Annotated in this window: 19 protein-coding genes; 3 read left to right on the top strand and 16 right to left on the bottom strand. The window is 61.5% G+C overall.

The annotated features are described in order from the left end of the window. Positions 1–379: 379 nt before the first annotated feature. On the bottom strand, positions 380–2,017 hold the full coding sequence (locus DXC90_RS00275; protein WP_233502086.1) for an amidohydrolase: 1,638 nt from the start codon (positions 2,015–2,017) through the stop codon (positions 380–382). 168 nt (positions 2,018–2,185) lie between these two features. Between DXC90_RS00275 and DXC90_RS00270 the strand changes: the two genes are divergently transcribed. Continuing rightward, on the top strand, positions 2,186–3,649 hold the full coding sequence (locus DXC90_RS00270) for a M20 family metallopeptidase (RefSeq protein ID WP_117734271.1): 1,464 nt from the start codon (positions 2,186–2,188) through the stop codon (positions 3,647–3,649). Between the two features lie 140 nt (positions 3,650–3,789). Here DXC90_RS00270 and DXC90_RS00265 read toward each other — a convergent pair whose 3' ends face one another. From DXC90_RS00265 to DXC90_RS00215, 11 genes are all read right to left on the bottom strand, one after another. Further along, entirely contained in the window at positions 3,790–5,028 is a 1,239-nt protein-coding gene (locus DXC90_RS00265) for a zinc-ribbon domain-containing protein (protein WP_158550184.1), read from the bottom strand. A 149-nt stretch (positions 5,029–5,177) separates the two neighbouring features. Beyond that, positions 5,178–6,200 (bottom strand): YitT family protein, encoded by a 1,023-nt coding sequence (locus DXC90_RS00260; protein ID WP_117734269.1) that lies wholly within the window; start codon positions 6,198–6,200, stop codon positions 5,178–5,180. A 207-nt stretch (positions 6,201–6,407) separates the two neighbouring features. After that, positions 6,408–6,929: an Asp23/Gls24 family envelope stress response protein gene (locus DXC90_RS00255; RefSeq protein ID WP_117734268.1), complete on the bottom strand. Its 522-nt coding sequence runs from the start codon at positions 6,927–6,929 to the stop codon at positions 6,408–6,410. Between the two features lie 44 nt (positions 6,930–6,973). Continuing rightward, complete coding sequence (locus DXC90_RS09640) at positions 6,974–7,351, bottom strand: DUF2273 domain-containing protein (protein WP_233502085.1); 378 nt, start codon at positions 7,349–7,351, stop codon at positions 6,974–6,976. After that, the gene (locus tag DXC90_RS00245) at positions 7,344–7,889 is read right to left on the bottom strand and encodes a hypothetical protein (protein WP_117734267.1); all 546 of its coding nucleotides are present in this window, start codon (positions 7,887–7,889) and stop codon (positions 7,344–7,346) included. The genes DXC90_RS09640 and DXC90_RS00245 overlap by 8 nt, the downstream gene beginning before the upstream one ends. A gap of 166 nt (positions 7,890–8,055) precedes the next feature. After that, a complete protein-coding gene (locus DXC90_RS00240) occupies positions 8,056–8,862 on the bottom strand; it encodes a YebC/PmpR family DNA-binding transcriptional regulator (RefSeq protein WP_117734266.1) in 807 nt (268 codons plus the stop codon). A gap of 165 nt (positions 8,863–9,027) precedes the next feature. Next, entirely contained in the window at positions 9,028–11,211 is a 2,184-nt protein-coding gene (locus tag DXC90_RS00235) for a DUF6020 family protein (RefSeq protein WP_233502084.1), read from the bottom strand. An 85-nt stretch (positions 11,212–11,296) separates the two neighbouring features. Continuing rightward, the gene (gene lgt / locus DXC90_RS00230; RefSeq protein WP_117734265.1) at positions 11,297–12,118 is read right to left on the bottom strand and encodes a prolipoprotein diacylglyceryl transferase; all 822 of its coding nucleotides are present in this window, start codon (positions 12,116–12,118) and stop codon (positions 11,297–11,299) included. Between the two features lie 109 nt (positions 12,119–12,227). Then, on the bottom strand, positions 12,228–12,506 hold the full coding sequence (locus DXC90_RS00225) for a NifU family protein (protein WP_099432127.1): 279 nt from the start codon (positions 12,504–12,506) through the stop codon (positions 12,228–12,230). A 172-nt stretch (positions 12,507–12,678) separates the two neighbouring features. After that, positions 12,679–13,203 carry a dCMP deaminase family protein gene (locus tag DXC90_RS00220; protein WP_099432128.1) on the bottom strand — a complete coding sequence of 175 codons (525 nt, stop codon included), beginning with the start codon at positions 13,201–13,203 and terminating at the stop codon, positions 12,679–12,681. Between the two features lie 83 nt (positions 13,204–13,286). Further along, positions 13,287–14,138 (bottom strand): type III pantothenate kinase, encoded by an 852-nt coding sequence (locus DXC90_RS00215; RefSeq protein ID WP_117734264.1) that lies wholly within the window; start codon positions 14,136–14,138, stop codon positions 13,287–13,289. A 306-nt stretch (positions 14,139–14,444) separates the two neighbouring features. Between DXC90_RS00215 and DXC90_RS00210 the strand changes: the two genes are divergently transcribed. Then, on the top strand, positions 14,445–16,148 hold the full coding sequence (locus tag DXC90_RS00210; RefSeq protein WP_117734263.1) for an OPT/YSL family transporter: 1,704 nt from the start codon (positions 14,445–14,447) through the stop codon (positions 16,146–16,148). Between the two features lie 215 nt (positions 16,149–16,363). Further along, positions 16,364–17,503, top strand: a complete 1,140-nt coding sequence (locus tag DXC90_RS00205) for a DUF389 domain-containing protein (protein ID WP_117734262.1) — start codon at positions 16,364–16,366, stop codon at positions 17,501–17,503. A gap of 194 nt (positions 17,504–17,697) precedes the next feature. On the opposite strand, the gene DXC90_RS00200 is transcribed toward DXC90_RS00205, so the two are convergent. The 4 genes from DXC90_RS00200 to DXC90_RS00185 form a co-directional block, all read right to left on the bottom strand. Then, positions 17,698–18,075, bottom strand: coding sequence for a hypothetical protein (locus DXC90_RS00200; protein WP_117734261.1), 378 nt, complete (start codon positions 18,073–18,075; stop codon positions 17,698–17,700). 261 nt (positions 18,076–18,336) lie between these two features. After that, the gene (locus tag DXC90_RS00195) at positions 18,337–19,134 is read right to left on the bottom strand and encodes an aminoglycoside N(3)-acetyltransferase (RefSeq protein WP_117734260.1); all 798 of its coding nucleotides are present in this window, start codon (positions 19,132–19,134) and stop codon (positions 18,337–18,339) included. Between the two features lie 124 nt (positions 19,135–19,258). Further along, positions 19,259–20,218, bottom strand: a complete 960-nt coding sequence (locus DXC90_RS00190; protein WP_117734259.1) for a 3-hydroxyacyl-CoA dehydrogenase — start codon at positions 20,216–20,218, stop codon at positions 19,259–19,261. Positions 20,219–20,633: 415 nt separating this feature from the next. Then, positions 20,634–25,421 (bottom strand): 2-hydroxyacyl-CoA dehydratase, encoded by a 4,788-nt coding sequence (locus DXC90_RS00185; protein ID WP_117734258.1) that lies wholly within the window; start codon positions 25,419–25,421, stop codon positions 20,634–20,636. Between the last annotated feature and the right edge of the window lie 2 nt (positions 25,422–25,423).

Genomic DNA, 25,423 nt, shown 5'->3' with positions numbered 1-25,423 from the left:
CTTGTCTCCTCCTTTTTGGGCCGCGCGGTTATGCCACGCGAATTAACCCTTTTTGTTTGCGTACGCGTTGAATGGTACCCACGAATGGCGGGTTATACAACACAGAGTCAAAAAATCTTATTTTTTGGCACTTAGATTTTCTGAATGCGGGGGGATAACTTAGCGGTGGCTCCCGTGTGGCTCCGGAGGGGCGGGGCATAAGGTTTCCTGCTCGGGCAGTCCTGCTCGCACGAAGGCCACATTAAGTGGCCTTCGGCTCGTGCGGAACTCGCGATAAACCTTATGCCCCGCCCCTCCGGCGCCACACGGGAGCTGAGTCAACGTTATCGGGCACGGCATTCAGAAAAGTCAGTGCAGCAAAATGGCGATGCGGATGGGGTTAGCGCTCGTAAATCAAGTTGCCTGCCAGGTAGGTGGCCTGAACCTTGGTGGCTTGGAGTTCTTGGGGGTCGATGGTGAGCGGGTTTTGGTCCAGGACTACCAGGTCGGCATACTTGCCGGGCTCCAAGCTGCCGAGGTTTTGCTCGTCGCCCGCTGCATAGGCGCTGCCCAGGGTGTAGTTGCGCAGAGCCGTGGCCGCATCGATGCGCTCGCTCGGCAGCCAGCCACCCTCGGGCCAGTGGCTTTTGGGGTCCTGGCGCGTGATAGCCGTGTAGAGCACGTTCATGCTGGTAACGGGTGTGATAGGGCTGTCGGTACCGAAGGCTTGGCGAATACCGCGCTGCTTATAGGTCGCGAACGGCCACATGATGCGGCTGCGTTCCAGGCCCAGGTCGCGCTCCGGACCACCTGGGTCGAGCGTGATGTGGCAGGGTTGGCTCGAGGCAATGATGTTGAGCTTGCGCAGGCGATCGATGTCCTGAGGCAGCAAATTCTCCAGATGCTCGAGCGTGTTATGACCGTGCTGGGGCAGGCCGTACAGTTCCGCGGCCTCCTCAAAGATATCGAGCGCGGCATGGATGGCACCGTCGCCGATGACGTGGATGCGCACGGTGTGACCGCGCTCCGCGGCAGCGAGGACCAGCTTGCGCATACGCTCGGCAGGAACCGTCAGACGGCCCTGGTCGCCTGGGAAGCGCGGGTTGGTATAGGGCTCGGTGAGATAGGCCGTGTGTTCGCTCGACACGCCGTCGAAAAACTGCTTAAAACCAGGCGCCGAGAGCAGCGCGTTGTTCGCGTAGCGGGTCTGCAGCTCTTCCAAGCGCGACTGGTCATCCAGCAGCGTGGGGAACAGATGGGCTCGGATGCCCAGCTTGCCGGCTGCCTGCAGTTTGTCGTAGACGTCGTCGCGGATAAAATCGCAGCCCGGCATGGGCATGAGCGACATATCGCAGATTGAGGTGATGCCTTGCTCTGCCATACGCTTCATTTGGTCGGCGTAAGCGCTCGCGATGCGGTCCTCGCCCAGCCACTCCAGGCAGCGCGGCAGCAGCTGCATGGCAGCCGCCTCGTGCGCAATGCCCGTGAGTTCGCCGTTTGCGTCCTTGTCGTAGTTGCCGCCCGCTGGCGGCTCGCTGTCGCGCGAGACGCCGAGCGCCTCGAGCGCGCGGCTGTTGAGCCACAGCGTGTGCCCGTCGCCCGAATACATAACGCAGGGGCGATCGGGGAATGCCGCATCGAGCGACGCCTTGGTAGGATGCTCGGTCGGGTCCCAACGGTAGTCGCGCCAGCCCTGCGTCACAACCCAAGCGTCATCGGGCAGGTCCTGGGAAAACTCGAGCGCGTGCTGTACCAGCGCTGCCTCGGACGTGCCCATATCCATGAGCATGTACGGCGAGGCGCCAACCGAGGTATGGAAGAAGTGCAAGTGCGCATCGTGGAAACCGGGGCAAACAAACTGCTCGCCGTAATCGATAACCGGCGTGACGGCGGGAGCCGCGGCGATCACATCGTCGGGCTTGCCGACCGCGACGATACGGTCGCCCGCGATGGCAATCGCCAGCTCACGGGCATCATCGATGCCGTCTTGTGCGGTAAAGACGTTCTTGGAGCGGATTATCCGATCGATATGTTGCATGGGCATCCCCATCTCTGGCAGGAAATTCAACACCCCCGAGTGTACTCCCCCACTCTTGTTACTAAACCCCAAGCGGCAAACGGCTGCTTTGCCACGCCAAGTGGCAGGTGGCATACTGGAGGCAGCCTGTACGATTTTGCGATCAACCCAGCAAGGAGCAAATCGATCATGACGAAGACCAAGGCACAGCAGATTATGGCAGCGACCGGGGTGCGAGCGGCTGACGACATCACCGCAGCCATCCAAGATATCGCTGCCGAGTTTGAGCCCTACATCATCAAGCAGCGCCGCCACTTCCATAAGCACCCGGAGCTGAGCCTCGCCGAGGAGCGCACGACTTCTGACATCGCCAATCAGCTCGATGCCATGAATATCCCCTATGAGCGCCCCCTTAAGACGGGCCTGGTGGCAACCCTTCGCGGCACCGCGCCCGATGCCTACCGCGAGGACGGCACGCCGCGCCGCCGCATCCTGCTGCGCGCCGACATCGACGCCCTGCCCGTTACCGAGCAGACCGGCGAGGAGTTTGCTAGCGTCAACGAGGGCTGCATGCACGCCTGCGGCCACGACTGCCACATCGCCATGATGCTCGGCACGCTGCAGATTCTGCGCCATATGACCGACGACATCCACGGCGAGATCCGCATCGTCTTCCAGCCCAGTGAGGAAAACGGCCAGGGCGCCAAGCTCATGATCGGCACAGGTGTGCTCGACGGCGTCGATGGCGCCTACGCCGCGCATATCTGGAGCGAGGTCGATGCCGGCACCGTAAGCTGCGAGCCCGGTCCACGCATGGCCAACACCGACTGGTTCCGCATCGACGTACGCGGCACCTCATGCCACGGCGCCATGCCCCAGCGCGGCCACGACGCCGTTATGGTTGCCGCCGAGATTGTCAACGCCTTGCAGACTATCGTTTCGCGCGAGATTAGCCCCTACGAGCCGGCGGTCATCACCGTCGGCGAGCTGCACGGCGGCACCGCGCGCAACGTTATTGCCGGCACGGCCTACCTCGCCGGCACGGTGCGCACCTACGGCGATTCGACCCACGAGGAAATGCCGGAGCTTATGCGCCGCATCGTGGAGCATACTGCGGCAGCCTTGGGCGCCGAGGCAGAGCTCACCGACTACACCATCGCCAACTACAAGGTCGAAAATGACGCGGCCTCGAGCGAGCGCTGCCGTCAGGCTGTAATTAAATGTCTCGGCCCCGCCGGCCAAGGCCATTATCGCGGCACGCTCTCGGGCGAGGATTTTTCGGAGTACCTGCGCCGCGTACCGGGTGTGCTCGCCTTTGTAGGTACGCGCAACCCCAAGATTGGCGCCACGTACGCCCAACATTCCTGCTTTTACAAGATTGACGAGACCGTACTGGCCAAGGGTTCCATGGTGGCCGCCCAGTATGCCATCGACTTTTTGGCCGAGCCCACGCAAGAGGAGCTCGACGGCCCCACGATCGCCGCGGTTGCCGAGACCAACCCCGACTTGGCCGCCAGGCTGCGCTCTGCCAAGGCGACTGCCGCTGAGGCGCGCGACGCCATGCACGATGCTCGCACCGCCCGCCATGCCGCGATCAAGGGCATCCACGAAGCTCGCGCCGCCGCTCGCCGCGAGGAGAAGCACGACGAGTAGTCGATTCGCGACTATCTCGCAGTCATAGCCGCATCGCGATGTCAAAGCGGGGGCGAACGCTATCTCAACGTTCGCCCCCGCTCATTTGTCAGGCTCTATTTCTACCATTTCTCCCCGTCCCCAAATGGCAGGCGGCAGGGCTACTCGTCCTGCAGGTCCTCGTCGGAACTCGACTCGGGTTCGGGTTCGGGCTCAGGTTCAGGCGTTGGCTCGGGCTCGGACTCGGGCGCCGGCTCTGGTGCAGGCGCCGGCTCGGGCGCGGGCGCAGCATCCGGAGCGCTATAGCCCGAAGGAGCGGCCTTCTTCTCAAACGGCAGCACAAACGTCAGGACGTCGTCCTTGTCTTCGTCGGCCCACTCGCTTGCGTAACGCGCCACCCAGTAGCCAACGGCACGATGCTTGAGCATGCTGCCAAAGACCGTAAGAAATACGGTGACGAATGCGATCAGCACCAGAAACGGCACGAGCGTGACGCCGCCGCCGGAAACGATTGCCTCAATAACCGTGGGGCGGTAGTAGTAGCTATACATACCAACAGAGGCAATGGCGCCAAAGACGGCCGTCAAGATCCATGTGATGACGTTGGCGATCAGGCCCGTCAAAAACTCGGGAATAAACGAAGCGCAGAACAGCTTAGTCTTATTGTTCTTAAAGGCCGCCCAGACCTTATCGAGCGAAAACGCGCTCTCAACGCGACCGGTCACCGCAAAGTGCATCACGGCAATGTCGGCGAACATCTTAAAGAAGACGCCCAGGACCGCCGAAGCGATCAGAGCCAGGACAAGCAGGCCCAGCGAGCCAAACAGCGCGGCCTCGAGCGCATAGGAGCCGTAGTAAGAGTACGAACCTGCGGCGCCGAGCGCAACGCCCTCAATTACCGAGAGCACTACACCAATAACGGGAATGGCAGCAATGACCTTGAGCACGCTCGAGATGACGCCCGAAAAGACTCCGAGACCAAACGACGTGGAGCGCATCAACGGACGGTCGATGCCGTCATCGACCTTGAGCGACAGGTCGCGGCCCCATTCGATGCCAAAGCCAGAACCGCACGCGCTTGCCACACAGGCTGCCAAAAAGCCGATAGCAGCCGCGATACCGCCGATAACGGGAATGAACAGCACGAGCACCGACACGACGCAGATAAGCGCCGGCAAAAAGGCGATCTGGCACACGCGCTGTAGTACGCCCGGCATCTTGGTCATATCCTCAAACGCTTGAGCCACACAGCCCTTGGGCACGTTGACCACGGGCGGCTGCGTCATGACCTGCTGAGGCTGCCCCTGAGGAGCCGCACCGGCCGCTGCATTAGGAGCACCACACGCGCCACAGAACTTGTCGTTATCGCCCATGGGAGCGCCACACTGCGAACAGAACATCGAAATCATCCCTTCGTATCTTGAGCGAATCACCTGGATCGCAAACGATGTCTTGTCATCATTATCACCCAGTGTGAGGACAAATTCTCCTAGATGACGTTTTTGCAACGCGCAGGGCGTTATTTGATTGTTAGACGAGCGCGCTCGCGTTAGTTCGTTCCGCGGAAGCCCTTGCCGACGATCTCGGAGCTGTCAACGATCGTGATAAAGGCACCAGGATCGACCTCGCGCGCGTAGCGACGCAGCTGCACGGCCTCGCGGCGGCTTAGCACGCTCATGATCACCGTCACGCACTTGCCCGAGAAGGCGCCGTAGCCGCGGCTGATGGTCGCCGTACGGTTGAGATGCTTGACGATGAACTCCTCGACCTTAAGGGGTTCGGAGCAAATGATCGTGCAGACCTTACGAAGGTGAATGCTCTCGATGGCCTTGTCGACCACAAGCGTCTTGGCAAACAGGCCGAGCACGCAATACAGGCCGACGCGCGGGCCATACAAAAAGGCCGCGATAGTTACGATGCCGATATCGACCAGCAGCAACGCGCGGCCAATCTCGAGCGTGGTGCGGCGTTTGAGGATCATGGCCAGAATGTCCGTGCCACCCGTCGAGGCGCCAATATCGAAGACGATGGCGCTGCCGAGGGCCGGCAGAATCACGGCAAAGCACAGGTCGAGCCACATATCGCCCGTCATCGAGACATCGGTCGGGATAAAGAGCTCAAACAGCGAGACGTAGGCCGAAAGCGCAAAGGAGGCAAAGACGCTCCAAAGGATTGCCTTACGCTCCAAAAAGATAAAGCCCAAGATGACCAGGACCGCGTTGATAATCCACATAAAGACGCCGACGGGCAGAGTCGGGAACAGCGTAGAAAGAATGACCGACACACCCGAGGTGCCGCCGAAGGCAAAGTGATTGGGCGTTTTGAAAGCCACGATGGCAAAGGCCGTGAGGATCAGGCCCAGGTTGAGCTCGGCAAAAAAGCGCGGAAAGCCTGGTTCCTGGCTGCGCTTGCGGCCGGCGCGTTCGCCTTGCTCAATAACATCGCGATCGACAACGCGCTCCATCGGCACCACCGGAGGACGATGCACCTCCTCGGCAGCACGCGATGCCGCCTCTGCCGCAGCGGCCTCAATCGCCCATGCCTTGCTTTCTGTTTCGTGCTCGTCAGCCATTACGGCAACTCCTCGTTAACAATTTGGAAACAATGCGCCCATTAGGGTAACGCGGAACGCGGCAATTGCAACCCTTAGTTAGACGAGCGGTATGCCCGCATCGGGGGCATACAAAGAACGGCCGGCCGCGCATGTTCCTGCGCGGCCGGCCGTTTGACGTTTTCTCAGATAAAACCTGCCAAAATAAACCTGTCCCTTTTTGGCAGGTTACTCGTGCTGGTTGGTGCGGCGTTCGTACTCCTCGGGGGTGATGACATCCTCGATGCGTAGGTTGACGCCCGCCACCTCAAGGCCGGTCATCGCGGCGAGGCGCTCGGTCACACGCGCCTTAACGTCGTCGAAAATCGCGGGCGCGTAGGCGCCATACTCGATAATGACGGAAATGTTGACGACCACGCGGTTGTCATCGGTGACCTCGACCGTCACGCCCTTGGTCAGGTTCTCGGCACCAAACTGCTCCTGTACAAAGTGCATGAGGTTGCCCTTCATGCCCAAGACGTGCGGCACCTCGCGAGTGGCCATGGCGACGATCTTCTCGATCACGCCGTTGGAATAGGTCAGCGAGTCCTCGGACTCGTCAGCCTCCTCGTCGTCCTCGTCAACCTCGTCTTCGGATTCGGCCTCGACAAGCGCCTCGTCCTCGAGCGTCACGCCTTCGGCCTCGGCGACGACGGTCTCGTCCGCCTCGAGCTCGGTATCGGTCACATCGACCTTCGTGTTAAAAGCCATGGTTCCTCCTTATGCCCACCGCATACGCGGCGGTCGAATACATGCTAGCGACCGCTAAACAGGCGGCCGAAGAAGTTGACGATCCCGTTTTCGCCATCGCGAATCTGGCCGATCACAGCCCCGATCAGCACGAAGAATGCGATGACCAGCGTGTCCCACAGGCCGAGCGTGAGCACCAGCACCGCGAGCACAAAACCCGCGACGGCGCCGAGCGTGGTGTTGGGATGGCGAACGGCATAGCTCCAGATAGCCGCCCCCGTGCCCTTAATGAGACCCATGGCCTCGTCAAAGTCGTCGACGACCGCGTCACGCGACTCGGTGCCCTCTACCTTGGGATCGACGACCTCGCTTGCCGGCGCGACGCTCTGATCGATAGTCAGGCGCGGGGTGCGGACGGTCTTATCTTGATTGGTATCACTCACCGGAAACCTCCACGGTCTGGACGGTAGTCTTGGACGGCAAAAAACGGACGCGCGTAGTTGTACCCGGCGTGCCGAGCATGGTGTCGCAAGCTTCCTCGATGCGCTGCTGCATCGCGGTAGCCAGAGATGCCACGTCCTTATCGTCAAGCGCGATAGCCTCGACCTTAAAACGGACGTGCGAATCGTCGGAGCCTTGGACGCGGGCCTCGACATGCTCGACCATCACGCGGTTGTCGCGCTCGGCAGCAGCCCTGGCGCACGAAGAAAGCGCCGCGAGGGTAACCTCGATATTGCGCTCCCCCGCCGGATGCACGCAGGACGGTTCGCGACGGGCGAACATCAGGCGGAAGAAGCTTACCAGCACGCCGATCGCCACGACGCCGGCGCACGCCGTGACGACGATGCGCGGCAGGGGGTCGCGCATCAGCAACATAAAGCGATACGTATACGGCCCCCAAAACTGGCAGACAAGCGTACCCAGCGCCACGATGGTGGCGGCAAGGTACACGATCGCTAGGGCTCGTTTGAGTACGCGCACGCGGCGCTCCCTTCAAATCTCGGCTCTCGAAATGCAAAACGGTTCGCATCATTATAAAAGAGCCGGGTCCGGTGCTCTACGCACGCGGATCCGGCTCATCTATTCCACGAGGCTTGCATGCTCGCTTCATTATGCCCAGATATGCACGGCTTAACCCGTGCGGGCGCTACTCCTCCTCGAGGGCAGCGATGACCTCGTCGGTCATGTCCATGGTGCTGTAAACATCCTGGACGTCGTCGAGCTCCTCAAGACGGTCGATGAGGCGCTGAACCTTCTTGGCGTCGGCGCCGGAGACCTCGGTCGGGGTGGTCGGGACCATGGTGGTCTCGGAGCCCTTGACCTGGACGCCCTGCTCCTCGAGCGCCTTGGAGACAGCCATAACGTCGTTGGCAGCAGTCCAGACGATCCACTCCTCGCCGGCGTCCTCGTAGTCCTCGCCACCGGCCTCGGCGATGGCCATCATGAACTCATCCTCGTCACCGGCAGCACCGTTGGCGATCATGGTCTCCTTCTTGGCGTTCTCGTCCAGGATCTCCTTGGCGACGACGATCTGGCCCTTGCGCTCAAACTGGAAGGCGACGGAGCCGGAGGTGCCCAGGTTGCCACCAGCGTGGGAGAAGGCGGAACGGACATCAGCGGCAGTACGGTTGCGGTTGTCGGTCAGGCAGTCGACGTAGACGGCGACACCGGCGGGACCGTAGCCCTCGTACACGATGTTCTCGTAGACGGCAGCATCGGCGCCCGAACCAAAAGCCTTGTCGATAGCGGACTTGATCTTGTCCTTAGGCATGGACTGAGCCTTGGCCTTGGCAACGGCAGCGGCGAGGCTGGCGTTGTTCTCGGGCAGCGGGTCACCGCCGAGACGGGCAGCAACGGTGATGTTGCGGCTGAGCTTGGAGAAAAGGGCGGAACGCTTGGCGTCCTGCGCGCCCTTACGATGCTTGGTTGTGGCCCACTTAGAGTGTCCGGACATACGTGTCTCCTATCGGTTTCGACCTAAAGCCCAGCGCAGATGCTCGGGCAATATAAACAAACGTCGTTATGATATACCTACTGGCCTGCGAGATAAACCCCAAAATGAAGGCGTCGTGATGATGCCACCCTTTGGTGCAAAGTAACCTGACCCCAATGCACCAAGTTAGGACCAGAGGAAGTCGCTGCGGGTGACGGTGGCGCCGATGGCGAAGGGCATGCAGGCGATGGCCGGATACAGGTAGCGCATGTAGGTCGACCCGTTGCACGGGCCAATCAGGCACACGGCGAGCACACCCATCAGTGGCACCCAAATCGCCAGCGCACGCCATGAATGACGACGCAGCAGGTAGACCACCGCGGCGATCATGATCCACACATAAGTGGCCGAGCTCATGGTGAGCGAGATAAACGGGATGCGCTGCACCGCCACGCGATACAGGTTGATCAGGTGGTCGCACCAGCGCACAACCTTGCTATCGACCGGATGGAAGTCGAAGTACTTGAGATTGTCGGGACGCGCCATAATCTCGGCACTGCGCGCCGTGCTGTAGACCCACGCATCGCGGGCACTCGGATAAAAGTAGCCGTAATAGTTATTGATGAGCGCCGAGATATAGCACTCGGGATCCTTTTTGAACATCTGGGCCCACACCTCAAAATAGGCCTTGATGTCCTCCTGCGAGGCGTATTCGTTAAAGCAATTTTTGACGGCATCCGACTTATCCGGGTTATAGCGGCGGCCCAGATTCTCGTACTTGAGCACACGGTCGATCACGGCACGCTCTTCGTCGGTCACCAAGCCGTCGCAAGGAGCCTCCACGATGGTGCCGTCCTCCTTAACCGTGGGGTTGACGCCCGAGTTGAGGCCGTCGTGCTTTTGGACGAAACGAGCCGTCTGCTGGAACGGAATCGAGAGGATTTCGCGCTTGGAACCAGGCGTGATGTCGTGCGCCGGCATAAAGACCTTGGTGAAGTACATATTAGAGGCAAGGCAGAGCGCGAGCACCGCGAGAACGCCAACCCAGCGGAAACGCGGGATGGCGCCCGAAGGCGCAGCACCAGTCTGCTTGGCTGCACGACGAGCCACATGCACGTCCCATACGCAAAACGCCGCCGCGATTACGCATGCCGCCAGGGGAAACACCAGACCTCCATTGCGCAGAAACGTGGAACCCATGGCACCCAGAGCGAGCAGCAGCCAGTCGTGGCGCGCAAAGAGCACGGGGGCTTTCTCGCCCGCTCGCTCGACATTGGCATCACGACGGGGCAAGCCACACGCAACGAGCTTGACGGTCTGTACCAGCAGCACCAAGAACGCGTCGGCAAACAGCACGTCTTTGGTGAGCAGCGCCGCGTAGTTAGAGAACATCGGCATAAACGCAAAGAACAGCAGGATCGCACCGCGAACCGGCAGGCTCACGCCCAGTTTGCGCAGCGACGAAATGGAATAGGCCATGCAGGCAGCCGTGATGACAAATTGAGTGCAGGTATAGATGATGAGGCCCGCGTTAGCGCTGTTGAACAGCGAAAGCCCCAGCTGAACGCACGAGCCGATAATGGCCGTGTGCACCACGGGGTGATGTCCGTTGAGCAGCACGTTGGGGTTGAGTAGGCGCAGGTAGTCGCTCGTGCCGTTGGGATAGTTGAACCACTGGCGAATCTGCGCACCCGTATCTCCCATAAAAAGGCCGGGCAGCGAAGCGATGAGCGTGGGCGCCCAGGCGATCATAAGCACCAGGAAGGGCCCGGCAAAGGGATGGACCGAGAGTACGGCGTGAGCCACACGCCATATGCGGCCAAAGTGCGCTTCGGAAAACGGAATGCGCCGAGAGCTCAGCCAATCTAGACACTCAAAGGCAAGGTAGAAGGCAACGATCGCCAGGAGCATCCAGCCCGCGCCGCCAATCCAGGCGCAGATGATGCGAGCTTTGTCGCCAAGGACGATCTCGGCCGAGTCGGTGAGGTCGTAGCTGCGGCCGAACACCATGCAGATGGCGAAAAACAGCGACGGCAGAATGATTGATGGGCGCCAGGTGTCGCCGCGGCCAAAGAACACGTAGCGAAACGGCAGCGTGAGCAGGCAGGCAAGTGCAAGCAGCATGACCGCGTCGGTATGGCCGGCAAACGAGAGGAGTACCTCGTAGCACACGTACAGCATGCCCGAGGCTTTGGGGTCAATCGCCAAGACTGCGTTGCTCGACACCGGCGCGGGATCGATGGAAAACGCCGTGGTCGCCAACAGCGCGAGCAAAAATGCGATGAGCGTCTGCTTGGCGGGGTAGCGCTTAAACCAGACGATGCGAGCGGCATCGCGCGCAGCCGTTGTGGAGAGGTCGGAATCCTTCACAGTCCAAAGAGCCTTTCTAGAAACCTATCAAACTCGGCAAAACCACCACAAAGGTGCCTGTCCCCTTTGTGGTGGTATGTGGTGGTTAGGCGTCGAGGTAGATGCGCTGGGGGCGATTGCGGTGTCGGGCGAAGATAATGAGCGCCAGGCCGGCGATCACGAGCGGCAAACTCAGCAGCTGACCCATGGTGATAACGCCACCCAGCAGATAGCCCAACTGCGCATCGGGCACGCGCACGAACTCGACGAGGAAGCGGACGATGCCGTAACCCATCACGAACACGCCCATAAACGTGCCTTGGGGCAGTAGCGGCTTTTTGCGGCTGAGCACCTGCAGAATGCAAAAGAGCACGATGCCCTCCAGAAATGCCTCGTAGAGCTGGGAGGGGTGACGCGGCATCTCGCCCGCTGCCTCGCCAAAGACCACGCCCCATGGCAGATCGGTCGGCTTGCCCCACAGCTCTCCGTTGACAAAGTTGGCACAACGGCCCAGGCACAGCGCCAGCGGAGCACCGATAACTGCAAGGTCGGCAATGGTCCAGGCGTCGAGCTTATACATGCGGCACACGATGATGCCGCCGATAATGCCGCCGACCAGGCCACCGTGGAAGCTCATGCCGCCCTCGTTGGTGGCAAAGATCTCGAGCGGATGTGCCCAGTAGTAGCCGTCGCCGTAAAAGATGACGTAGAACAGGCGGGCGCCGATGATAAGGCCAAAGACCACACCGACCACGACGCTCGTCAGGTCGTCAATCGTGATGTTAAAGCCCCAGCGACGCTGCGTGCGATACATGACGACCGCCGTGAGCAGAGCTCCGACCACATAGGCCAGACCATACCAGTAAATCGTGATGGGCCCCGCCGAAATCGCGACGGGATCAAGCATATGGTAGAAGTCGTTGAGCATGTCGACCCTCCTACTCCCTACATACAAATGCGGCCGCGGGCCTTACGCTCGCAGCCGCATATTTGGGCGTAACGTCTATGCGGAGTATGCCGTCCGCAGCTTTCGCATCTTAGAACGGCGCGTACTCGTCGTACAGGTCGTCGGTCTCGCCGGAGGCATTGACCTGCTCGACACGGGTAACGCCGGGCACATGCTCCTTCAGGATGCGCTCAATACCCATGGACAGGGTCAGCGAGCTCATGGGGCAGCCGGCGCAAGCGCCCTGCAGCTCCAGTTTGACGACGCCCTCGTCGTCAACGCCCACATACTCCATATCGCCGCCGTCGGCCTGCAGGTTGGGGCGAATCTCTTCAAGAACCTTCTTAAGCAGCTCTTCGTTAACAGCCACAGGGGCTCCTTTCTCACAATTACGCGGGCGCGCCCGCGGACAGAAGCTATGTTACTACAGCCGTGTACCCGCTCACGAGCCGTCCATGCGCGCAGACGCGACTTTCACGAGTAGTCAATTTGGGACGGGGCTCTTTTGGCTGCCTTTTGTTGCCAGCTGGCGTTGCCACGCGCTACTGCTGAGCCTGCCCCTCGGTGCCGATGTGAACATCGACGATAACCTGGCGGTAGCTGATGCCGCAGGAGTCGAGGATGCGGCGGCTGATGCGTCCGTCATCGGTGTCGGCGTACTTGTTGTCCAGGTAGACAACCTCGCCCACGCCCACCTGCGCCAAAATCTTGGCGCAGTCGTGGCACGGGAACAGCGTGACGTAGACCGTGGAACCCTCAAGATCTTTGAGCGAGCCACGGTAGTTGAGCACGGCGTTTGCCTCGGCATGCACCACGTAGTTGTGCTTGTCCTGCAACGGGTCGTCGCTCGTGCCCCACGGGAAAAAGTCGTCGTTGAGCGCCGAGGGCGTACCGTTGTAGCCCACCGAAAGGATGCGGTGGTTGGTGCTGGCGATGCACGCGCCCACCTGCGTGTTGGGGTCCTTACTGCGGCGCTGCGCGGCGATGGCCACGCTCATAAAGAACTCGTCCCAGCTAATGACGTCCAGGCGCTTGCCTGACGAAGTTTGATGAAGATCGTCCGACATGGCAGACACCTCCGTAATCGCAATAGTTTGACCCATTGTAGCAGGTGAAAGGTAGGGCGTTTGTCCCACCGGCGCCCTCACATTTACACGCGGCGGGGCTTTTGGTTGATGCGGTACAGCTCGGCGAGACCCCGCAGCGTCAACGCGTCATCGACCGTCAGGCTATGGCCGACCAGCGCCGCGAGCGGGTCGGCATCGTCGCCGGTAATGACGATGGGCACATCGCCCTCCCCCGCGGCCTTGGTCGCGCGCATCTCGGCGAGCACCATGTCGAGCATGCCGTCGATGCGGGCCACCTCGCCCAGAACCACGCCCGAGCGCATGGCCTCGCGCGTGTTGCGGCCGATGACGTGCGTTGGCGCCGAAGGCTCAACCTGCGGCAGGCGCGCCGCAGCAGCCGAAAGCGAGCGGGCGCCAAGCGCCAGACCCGGCGCGATGACGCCGCCCACAAAGGTACCGCGCGCGTCGATGACCTCGATATTGGTCGTGGTACCCAAGTCGATCACGATACAGGGAGAGCCGTAGACGGCGCGTGCCGCCACGGCATCGGCGATGCGGTCGGGGCCGATCTCGGCCGGATCGTCGTAGTGCACGGGCATGCCGGTCTTGAGGCCCGGCCCCACGGTGAGCACGCGCCCCGTACAAGTGCGGGAAAGCGCCGTCTTCCACGGGCGCTCGAGCGCCGGCACCACGCAACTCAGCACTGCGGCTGCGGGCACAAGCGCACCCGGCATGCCCGCATCGGCCGCCAGTGCGGCCATGACCTGCACGAGACGCATGCGCGCCTCGTCTGCTGTGATGCTCGACGGCGTGGTGATCTCGCACGTCGCAAGCGGACATTCCTGCGCCGCGGCCGAATCCTCTGCAAACAGGCCAAAGCGAATGAACGTGTTGCCCACGTCGACCGTCAATATATATGCGCACCCATTAAGCATCGTCGGCGCTCCTTTCGTCTGCCCAGCAGTATATCGCCTACCCGAACCAGCCATCCCAGGTAGTCATTTTGGGACGGGGCCATTTTAGCTACCCCAATATGTCGGTTGATATTTGCCCCAATCCCAGATAATTCGTCGACTGTCAAAGGGTAGCTAAAATAGCCCCGTCCCAAAATGACTACCTTGCGGCTATACTGATGCGCGGTCGCGCGCGGGCTCACGCGGCGGCCCTTGGTAACCCGACTTCCCGCGCCGTATCCGTAGCGGCGCTCCCGGGGGAAGCGGATATACGCAAAGGAGTTCTATATGAGCAATCCCTCGAACCGCACCTCGATGCGCGGGCAACTCACGCTGCGCGGCGTCGTCATCGGCGTCCTTGGCTGCGTGATCATCACGGCAAGCTCGGCCTACACCGCCCTCAAGATGGGCGCGCTCCCCTGGCCGATCATCTTCGCTGCCGTCATCTCGCTGTTCTTCCTCAAACTCATGGGCAACGCCAGCCTCAACGAGGCCAACGTCACCCACACCATCATGTCCGCGGGCGCCATGGTCGCCGGCGGCCTGGCGTTTACCATCCCGGGCGCTTGGATGCTGGGCTATGCCGACCAGATCAGCTGGCTCGACATGTTTATCGTGGCGCTCGCCGGCACCATCTTGGGCCTTCTGGCAACGGCGCTCATCCATCGCCACTTTATCGTGGACGCCGCGCTGGAGTTTCCCACCGGTAACGCCGCAGCTCAGACACTGCGCGCCACCGAGGCCGGCGGCAAGACCGGCAAGCAGCTCTTTGGCTCCATGGCCATCGCAGGCATCTACAGCGTGCTTCGCGACGCTCTGGGCGTGGTGCCCAGTATGCTGTGCACGCTCAATATCCCCGGCGTGACCTTTGCCATCTATAACTCGCCCATGCTGCTCTCCATCGGCTTTTTGGTGGGCTTCGCCCCGGTTGCCTTCTGGTTTGCCGGTGCGCTGCTAGGTAACTTTGGCATCATCGTGGGCGGCACCGCTGCCGGTCTATTCGACGTTGTGACTGCGCAGGGCATCGTCAAGTCGCTCGGCATGGGCCTCATGATGGGCTTTGGCGTCGCCGTCGTCCTTAAGGACATCCTGCCGCAGGTCACCGGCATCGTCCGCGGTCTTGCCGCCGACAGCTCCACCGACACCGACGAGCAATCGCTCATCTCGGGCTCCCTTAAGCTCGACGCCGGCATCATCGGCCTGGGCGCTGCCGCCATCGCCGTGATCATCGCCATCGTGCTTGACCTTGGTCCCGTTCCGGCCGTCATCGTGACGCTGTTCACCTTTGTCACCACCATCATGAGCGCACAGAGCTGCGGCCAGACGGGCATCGACCCCATGGAGATCTTTGGCCTCATCGTTATGCTCATCGTGGCTGCCTTTGCACAGATTACTCAGGTCAAGCTGTTCTTTATCGCCGGCATCGTAGCCGTGGCGTGCGGCCTTGCGGGCGACGTCATGAACGACTTTAAAGCCGGCGCCGTGCTGGGCACCAACCCGCGTGCGCAGTGGATCGGCCAGGCCATCGGCGGCATCGTGGGCGCCCTGGTCGCCGCAGCCGTCATGGTCGCGCTCGTCACCGCCTATGGTCCGGATGCCTTTGGTCCCGACAAGAGCTTTGTGGCCGCGCAGGCAAGCGTGGTTGCCACCATGGTCTCGGGCATTCCGAGCGTGCCGTGGTTTGCAGGCGGCTTTATCGCCGGCATCGTCATGTACTGGCTCGGCATTCCGGCCATGATGATCGGCCTGGGCGTGTATCTGCCGTTCTACATGTCACTCACGGCATTCCTGGGCTCCTGCGTCAAGCTCGCCTACGACAAGTGGTCCGCCCACCGCGACGCCACCGCTGATCTTTCTGACGAGGAGAGGGCTGCCAAGGACGCCGCCTTCCAGGAACAGGGCCTGGTTGTCGCCAGCGGCCTGCTCGGCGGCGAGTCTATCGTCGGCGTTATCCTGGCATTTGTCTCCGTGGGCCTGAGCCTGCTGGGCTAGGCCCAACAACAACGCGCCAACGCAAAGCGCGGGGTCGGAGCCAATCCGATCCCGCGCTTTTTTGTATCTGCCAAAACCCTCGGCCGTATCCGCAGATGATGCGTCCTCATTTGTCTGCTCGCCTAAACTCCATGGCAGGATAACCGACCTGCCCGCCACGGTGTAGAGTTAAGACAACGGGCGCGTTGCGCGGCCCGTGCCAGAACGAGGTGGACATGGAACTCGACAAACAACAGATCAAGCGACTACGCGAACGCCATCACCGGCGCCACGGCATCCGCCCCGCCCATAGCGAGGCCATGGAGAACGCCGCCCGCTTCCTAAAGCGCGCATTCAACATTCGCGAGGGCCGCGCACCCTACCACGTGATCCGCAAGCGTTTTGTAAACGGGGCGCGCCTGACCGGCTCGCACCTGTGCATCCTCATCATCGCCATGCTCATCGCGAGCATCGGCCTCGATATCGACTCGGACATCGCCATCGTGGGCGCCATGCTCATCTGTCCGCTCATGGGATCGGTCCTTGCCATGGCATACGGCGTCGCCACGCTCGACCGCGAGATTACTGTCGAGGCCATTGCCGGCCTCGCACTGCAGATGGCCTTATGCCTGATCACATCCACGCTGTACTTTAAGCTCTCGCCGCTCGGCACCACCACGGCCGCCATCATCGACAATTCGACACCGACTGTATGGGACCTTGCCGTCGCGCTCGCGGGTGGCTTTGCGGGTGGCCTGGGCAACTCGCGCGACCAGGAACCCGCCACGCTCATCGCCGGTGTGGCCGTAGCGACCGCGCTGATGCCGCCCCTGTGCGCAGCGGGCTACGGCATCGCCATCGCAAGCGGATCGCTGTTTCTCTCGGCGCTTTACGAGTTTGGCATCAACGTGGTCTTTATCGCACTGGCTGCCGAAACCGTGCTACTTCTATTGCGCGTGCCGCTCAAGCGCGACCTGAACGGCGACGGCGTCGTGACCGCCGAGGAAAACGCTGAGGTCGACGAGCTGTCACGCAAAGTGCGCCGCCGCATCATTGTGGGCACGATGATCTTTGCCATCCCCTGCATCGTCATGACGGCGGGTTCTATTGGCTCGGCGCAGGCCGGCGTGCAAGACGGCTACGGCGTCACCGAGACCACACGCGAGCTTGCCGCGGTGCTGCCAAGCTTTAAGGATTACACCGTCGCCGTCGAGACCTCGGCTACCGAGGGCGACAAGGACAGCCTTGTCGAGCGTGAGATTGTCGCCCACGTGACGACAAGCGAGGCGCTCGGGGCACACGACCGCCACGTCGCCCGCAAACTCATCGACCTCAATGTGCCCGAACTCGACCGCGTAGAGTTTGACGTGAAGTAATCCGAGCGCAGGATGGATGCGCACGGGTGCAAGTCACGATGAGGCGCAGGCGCGACAAGAACACGCGCAAAAAGCGGGGCGCAGTTCACGACCACGCCCCGCTCGCTGTTTTATTGCCGTGAATCAACTGTCCACATCGACATCGCCAGACTCCACCATAAACGCCGGTTTGGTGCTCACCAGATAAAAACGGGTCACCTTGGTATCTCTAAATAGGTAGAGCCAACCCTGATCGCGGCGGCGCGAAATATACGCCACGTGGACCGTACCGATTTTTCGCCGTATTCCCTCGTTAATACCAAAATATTGGGGTCGTCCGTACGCTTGAACTGTCCATCAAGGCAGCTACCGTCTTTGTCGACCAGTTGCCACCGATGGTTATCCTCTTCATGAAAGGCCAGAGTTTCCAGACTTGTTTTGTCATCCCGATAGTAACCATCAATGGCAAAGCCTTCGGAAACGCATTCCTGCATATAGGATGTTTCTCGATTTATAGCAAACTGCCCTGCAGCGCCCAGGAGCACAGCCAAGCAAACCACTGCGAGGGCTATCGAGATAGTACGGCGGTTCATGTCAACCAGCCCGATACTTGTTTAACGGAGTGCAAAACATACTTGGTACCTCCGATATCAAAGCAAACGTCACCCGCGGCCCGCCGGCAACTATGTGTTTCTAACATCAAACCATATGGCAACCACTCGCGAGAGGAGTATCGGCGAACGGTGCATTTTTGCGTTCTATTGGGCAAACGTCAACGCGCGCTACAGCTCTTGCTCGACCTATTCAGATCTTGTCGCATACTACCGTAGATCCCCAATGCTTCCGCCCCCGAGTTATTCGGGGCGGCCGCGATGTCGCTCAATCCAGTCCACGGCAAAATTGACAAGCTCGCGCTGGCGCATAAAACGGATCGTCCCGTTACCAAGGGCCGCCGTGTGAACCGGGCATTCACGCTCAAAAGCAGCGCCGATCTCGTCGAAGTCCTCGCCGTCGACAAAAAGTGTGCGGTACTCCTTCCACACGCGCTGGCCGTTTTCCATGATCGCGCTGTGTTCCACACAGTCGTGCTTGCCGGGGTACTGCGCACGGGCATCTGCCAAATGCAGTGACGTATTCTTGTCATAGCCAACGCCCACCAGCAGAACATAGCCGTCCAAATCGTACAGACGCGCGATGGGCGATCCATCGCCAAAGATGTTGCTCAGGTCGTGGTTCTCCGTCAGGAATTGCGCATGCTGGCCGTTTGCCGCCACTGAACGCGCTGGGTGATCGCTGCGAAACGTGCCCGGCCACGTCCGGAACATCTCAGCCACGGCACCCATCGTGTTGGTGGGCGTAATGCGCTTGTCATAGACAGGCCAGTTATCGCGAATCAGCTGCCACCATTCTTGCGGCTCTTGCCAATGGACACCACTCTCGGGGTCCAAGTTTTTCCATGATTGCGTCGGTATCATGATGGTACCGGCCTCGCCCACCATCTGGAGCAGCGCCTCGATCACCGGCTGCGCGCCGCCGCACACATATCCAAGCGCGCTGAGCGAGCAATGGACCATAACCGTCTGCCCTGCGCACATACCGACGGCGGAAAGCGCGTCGAGGATATCCTGCTTAAGCACGATTTGCCGATTCATTACCGTTTCCCCTCTATCCCCACACATCAGTTTCTTTTGCGTCATGCGCCGAAATAGCACACGGGCCATGCGGCGCATGACGCTGCAAATGATACGTTTCCCAATGTTGCCGAGGGATCATTTTTTAGTACTTGAAGAAGCCCTCGCCCGAGCTTTCGCCCAGCTTGCCTTCGTCGAGCATCTTCTTGAGGACGGACGCCATAGCCTTAAAGTTGTAGGGCATCATCATCTTCTTGAGCAGCGGGCTCACCAGGCCCGGGACCTTCTGATACTGCATAACGATGTTGTACGCCGTCTGGATGCCCACGGTGTCGAATACGCGGAACGGGCCCTTGGGAGCGCCGGTGCCGCGCGTCCATGCGAGGTCGATGCTCTTGGGATCGCTCACGCCCGAGACATACAGGTCGAGGCCCGAAAGCAGCCATGGCACCAGCATGGAATTGAGCAGATAGCCGTTCTTTTCCTTGTTGACGGGAAGCGCCAGCATGCGGATGTCGTTGGCAAAGTCGACGAGTTCATCGAAATAGCGCTTGTCGGTTTGGCTTTGGGCCATGACCTCGGTCATGTTGTTCTTCCAGATAGAGTTGGCAAAGTGTAGCGATAGGTACTTCTCGGGGCGGCCGGTGTACTTGGCAAAGGTGCTCGGCAGCAGCGTGGAGGAGTTGGTGACGATGACGGTCTTTTGCGGGAGAACCGGGGCGAGCTTCTTGTAGAAGTCGATCTTTGCCTGGGTGTCCTCGGCCATAGACTCGATGACCAGGTCGGCGTCGGCCACTGCCTTGGCAAGATCGAGCTCCAGCTTGAGTGTGGAGTAGGCGCGCTCAACGGCGGCGAGTGCCGCCTCCCTGTCGAAGGTCTGGTCGCTATCGGCGATACCGGCGCACCACTCACCCGTGCCGTCCGCCATGCCCTCGATAGCAGCGATGTACTCCTCGCGCACATGATCGATCTTGGGCTGGGTGCGGCCGATGCTGCCCTCGCTGCGCAGCCAAATCGTTACATCAAAGCCGCAGTAGGCAGCCTGAAAGGCAATCTGGCTTCCCAGCACGCCGCCGCCGGCAACGCAAACGGTCTTGTAGCTCATGAAACGGTCCTCTCTTACGTAATTCCATAGATGTGTTTTTATTCAACCGTATGGAGGCTACGAGCCGGGGGCTGGTTCTACAAACGGACGCTTTTACGCGGTGAACGGCTACACCTGTTCATTAACTCAGGGCTCCGAGGGCGATTTTTTGTGCCACCGAGACGTCGTTTTCGGAAGTGCGGTGAAAAAATGAGTTTCGTCGACCAGACCGACTATTCTAGCAACAAAACCGCAGGTAACGAGAGCCCAAAAGAGGAGTGTGCTCGGGAGGTTCGCGTTTTTCCCCGCACTTCCGAAATCCGAGTCCGCTGAAGGCGTTAACAAGCCCATTTACGCAACATATGTCCAGCAAAAACGGGTGGTGGCCGGTACGGCTACCACCCGTTTGTCTCATATCTAGCCCATAGCAGGCCAGTTACTTCTTAATGCCACGCCCCAGACGCTCGGCGACCGACGCCACGGCCTCCTCGCTGGCCGGTCCGCAGCTCACGCAGCCATCGTGGGCACGCATCTGGCCGGTGACCTCGTCCATCGCGAGCGGCGCCACCTTCTCGAGCTTAAAGCCCTTGCCGGCGCGCATGTTTTCCTTGGCCACGCTGATCATGAGCTTAATGCGGTTGAGCTGGTTGACCTCGGACGCGCCGGGGTCGTAGTCCACCGCGACGATGTTGCTCTCGGGATGCTGGCGGCGCAGCTCCTTAATCACAGACTTGCCCACCACGTGATTGGGCAGGCACGCGAAGGGCTGCGTGCAGATGATATTGGGTGCGCCGTGATCGATCAGGTCGAGCATCTCGGCCGTGAGCAGCCAGCCCTCGCCCATGTTGTTGCACACCGAAAGAACCGTACGGGCCTTGTCCGCCATGGTGCCGATGCGCTCGGGCGCCTCAAAGCGGCGGGACTTTTCGAGCATCTCCTCCACCGGCGTGCGCATCCAGTCCACGAGCTTAATAAGCGCCTGCATACCAGCGCGCGTGGTAGCAGAGCTACCCAGCTCGTCCTTCTGCAGCTCGGCGTTGCTCATGGAGTACAGGAAGAAGTCGAGCAGGCCCGGCACCACGGCCTCGCAACCCTCGCGCTCGATGACATCGACCACGTGGTTGTTGGCCGTGGGGTGGAACTTGACCAGGATCTCGCCGACCACGCCTACGCGCGGCTTGGTGCCCTCGCCCACAAGCGGCATGGTGTCGAACGCGCGGATGGCCTCGCGAGCAAGCTTGGTGTAGTTATGCCTGTTGAACTTGGGCGCGAGCTTGCGGGCGCGCGCCATGTACTCCTCGTAGAGCGCGTTGGCGGCACCGGGCGTGGCCTCGTACGGGCGGCAGCGGTAGAGCATCTGCATCATCACGTCGCCAAAGAGCACCGCGTACACAGCCTGCTTAAGCAGCGCCGGCGTAATCTTGAAGCCGGGGTTGTCCTCGCCGAGCGCCACGGCCGAAAGCGAGATCACGGGGATCTCGGGATGACCACTCTCGCGCAGGGCCTTGCGGATGAGCGCGATGTAGTTGGTGGCACGGCAGCCGCCGCCGGTCTGGCTGATGACTACGGCGGTCTTGGACAGGTCGTATCGGCCGCTCTCGATGGCCTCCATAATCTGACCGGTCACCAAAATGGACGGGTAGCAGATGTCGTTGTTCACGTAGCGCAGGCCGGCCTCGACGGCGTCGTGATCGGTCGAGGGCAGCAGCTCCAGGTTGTAGCCGGCACCACGGAACACCTCTTTGACCAGGTCAAAGTGGATTGGCGCCATCTGCGGGCACAGAATGGTGTAGCCCTCGTCGCGCATCTGCTCGGTAAAGGGCACCTTGGGCCATGCAGTCGAGGCGCTCTCACGCTGCGCTTCGAACGTGTACTTACGGCTCGCGAACGCAGGGGCATCCGTGGAGGGCGCCACCGGCGCGGCATCGCCCTGCTCGTAGGCCTCACCCGCAGCGGTTGCCTCGGCCAGACGCTCGGCCTCCTGGTCCTTGAGCGCCGCCATGAGCGAGCGGATGCGGATGCGCGCGGCGCCCAGGTTGGACACCTCGTCGATCTTGAGCACGGTGTAAATCTTGCCGCTGGCCTCCAGAATCTCCTGCACCTGATCGGTGGTCAGGGCATCGAGGCCGCAGCCAAAGGAATTGAGCTGGATCAGGTCCAGATCGTTGCGCATCGTCACAAAACGGGCCACGGCGTAGAGGCGCGAGTGGTACATCCACTGGTCGACAACGCGGATTGGGCGCTCGGGCTTCACCAGATGCGCGAGCGAATCCTCGGTAAAGACCGCAAAGCCAAAGCTCGAGATAAGCTCGGGCAGGGCGTGGTTGATCTCGGGGTCGTTGTGGTAGGGACGGCCGGCGAGCACAATGCCGTGGCCGCCGTGGTCCTCGACCCACTTAAGAGCCTCCTCGCCCATGGTCTGGATATCCTCGTGGAAACGGGCGTCGGCCTCATAGGCGGCATTGACGGCGGCATCGATCTCGGAGCGGGTGATCTTGGGTCCGCGCACGCGACCGCGACCGGCCTCGGCGTCGGCCACGCGGTCGACGGCGAGCACCTGGTACAAGCGGCGCTTGAGCTCGGTCTTATCGTGATAGGGCACAAACGGGTACAGGAACTCGATGTTCTGCTCGCGGATCTCGTCAATGTTGAGCGCCAGCGCCGTGGGGTAACTCATGACGATGGGGCAGTTGTAGCAGTTGCCAGCCGTCTGATCTTCCTTGCGCTCCCAGCGCACGCACGGCATCCAGATAAAGTCGACATCGCGGTCGATAAGGTTCATCACATGGCCGTGGCTCATCTTGGCCGGATAGCACACGCTCTCGGACGGCATGGACTCGATGCCCGCCTGGTAGGTCTTCTTGCTCGACTGGTCGGACAGCTGCACGCTAAAGCCCAGGCGCGTAAAGAACGCGTGCCAGAAGGGGTAGTTCTCGTACATGTTGAGCGCGCGCGGGATACCGACGGTGCCGCGCGGGGCCTCGTCGGGACTCAGGACCTCGCGGCCAAAGAGCAGCTCGTTTTTCTTTTTGAAGAGGTTGGGAGCCTCGGTCTTCTGCTTTTTGTGGCCGGCGCCCTTTTCGCAGCGGTTGCCGGTGATGAAGCGACGGCCGCCGCCGAAGTCGTTGACGGTGAGCTGGCAGTTGTTGGAGCAGCGTCCGCAGCGCACGTGCTTTTGCCGCACGGTGAGGCTGGCGATCTCCTCAGCCGTAAGGACGGTCGAGATGCCGTCCGCACCGGCGCGGTCGCGCGCGAGCAGGGCCGCACCGTAGGCACCCATGCAGCCGGCGATGTCCGGACGGATCGCATGCACGCCGGTGAGCTGCTCGAACGCACGCAGCGTGGCATCGGACATGAAGGTGCCGCCCTGGACGATCACCTGACTGCCGATCTCCTTGGGGTCGCGCAGCTTGATGACCTTGAACAGAGCGTTCTTGATGACGGAGTACGACAGGCCGGCGGCGATGTCGCCCACCGTGGCGCCTTCCTTCTGCGCCTGCTTCACGCGGGAGTTCATGAACACCGTGCAGCGGCTGCCCAGGTCGACGGGACTTTGGGCCTTGATAGCCTCGGCCGCGAACGCGCGAACGTCCATGTCCATGGACACGGCGAAGCTCTCGATGAAGCTGCCGCAGCCCGACGAACAGGCCTCGTTGAGCATGATGTGCTCGATGACGCCGTCCTTGACGCGCAGGCACTTCATGTCCTGACCGCCGATGTCCAGAATGAACTCGACGCCGGGCAGGAACGCCTTGGCGCCGCGCAGGTGAGCGACGGTCTCGATCTCGCCGGAGTCGGCCTTGAGCGCCTCGATGAGTAGGGCCTCGCCATAACCGGTGGTGGTCACGTGGCCGATAGTGCAGCCGGCTGGGATGTGGTTGTAGAAATCGGCCATGATGACCTTGGCCGTACCCAGGATGTCACCGTTGTTGTTGCCGTACCAGGTGTGCAGCAGCTGGCCGTCCTCGCCCACGAGCGCGGCCTTCATGGTGGTGGAGCCGGCGTCGATACCAATGAACACGCGGCCGGTGTAGCCGTCAAGCTTGCCCTTGGGGACAACCTCGGTGTCATGACGGTTCTTGAACTTGGCAAAGTCCTCGTCGGTGGCAAAGAGCGGATCCAGGCGCTCGACCTCGGCACCCTGCGTGTCGCCGAGGCTATCGATGGCCTCGATGAGCTGCGGGAACGTGCTGAGCTTGCTGGACTCGTGCGCCATGGCGGCGCCGCTCGCCACAAACAGGTGGGCGTTTTGGGGCACGATGCGGTGCTCCTCGTCCAGGTTGAGCGTGAGGTAGAAGCGGTGGCGCAGCTCGGAGAGGTACTGCAGCGGGCCGCCCAGGAAGGCGACGTTACCGCGGATGGGGCGGCCGCACGCCAGGCCCGAGATGGTCTGAGTCACGACAGCCTGGAAGATGGAGGCAGCCACGTCCTCGGGGCGGGCGCCCTCGTTGAGCAGCGGCTGCACGTCGGTCTTGGCAAAGACGCCGCAGCGGCTGGCGATGGGATAGATGGTGGTGGCGTTGGCCGCGAGCTCGTTGAGGCCGCTCGCGTCGGTGTGCAGCAGGGTTGCCATCTGGTCGATGAAGGCGCCCGTACCGCCGGCGCAGGTGCCGTTCATGCGCTGCTCGATGCCGTTGTCAAAGTAGATGATCTTGGCGTCCTCGCCGCCAAGCTCGATGGCGACGTCGGTAGCGGGGATGAGGGTCTCGACGGCACGCTTGCTGGCGATGACCTCTTGGACAAACTCCAGGTCGAGCCATTGGGAGAGCAGCAGACCACCCGAACCGGTAATGGCGCAGGTCATCTGGGCCGTCGGCAGCACGATCGCAGCGCCCTCGAACAGGTCGCGGGCGCAGGCGCGGACGTCGGTGTGATGGCGCTGGTACTTGGCGTACACGATCTGGTTGTCGTCGTTGAGCACGGCGAGCTTGACGGTGGTAGAGCCCACATCGATGCCCAGGTGCAGGTTGCCGCGGGCGGCCTCGGGGTTGAAGATCGCGCCTTCGGGGGCCTGGGCGGCGGTGGCGGCTGCGGGCTCGGCGGCGATGGCGGGCTCACTAGCGATGGACGTCTCCCCTGCCGTGTTCTTGGCATCGGTAACTGCCTCGGCGACCTTCTCGGCAGCGGCGGTCGCGGCCTTCTGCGCAGCGTCCACCACGGCGGGCGCGGCCTCGCGTGCGGCAGCGACCACACGGTCTTTAATGCCCTCGACGAGTTTGCTCATCT

Source organism: Collinsella sp. TF09-1AT, assembly GCF_003436895.1.
Lineage (GTDB): Bacteria > Actinomycetota > Coriobacteriia > Coriobacteriales > Coriobacteriaceae > Collinsella.
This window is presented reverse-complemented; position numbering and strand designations above follow the sequence as displayed.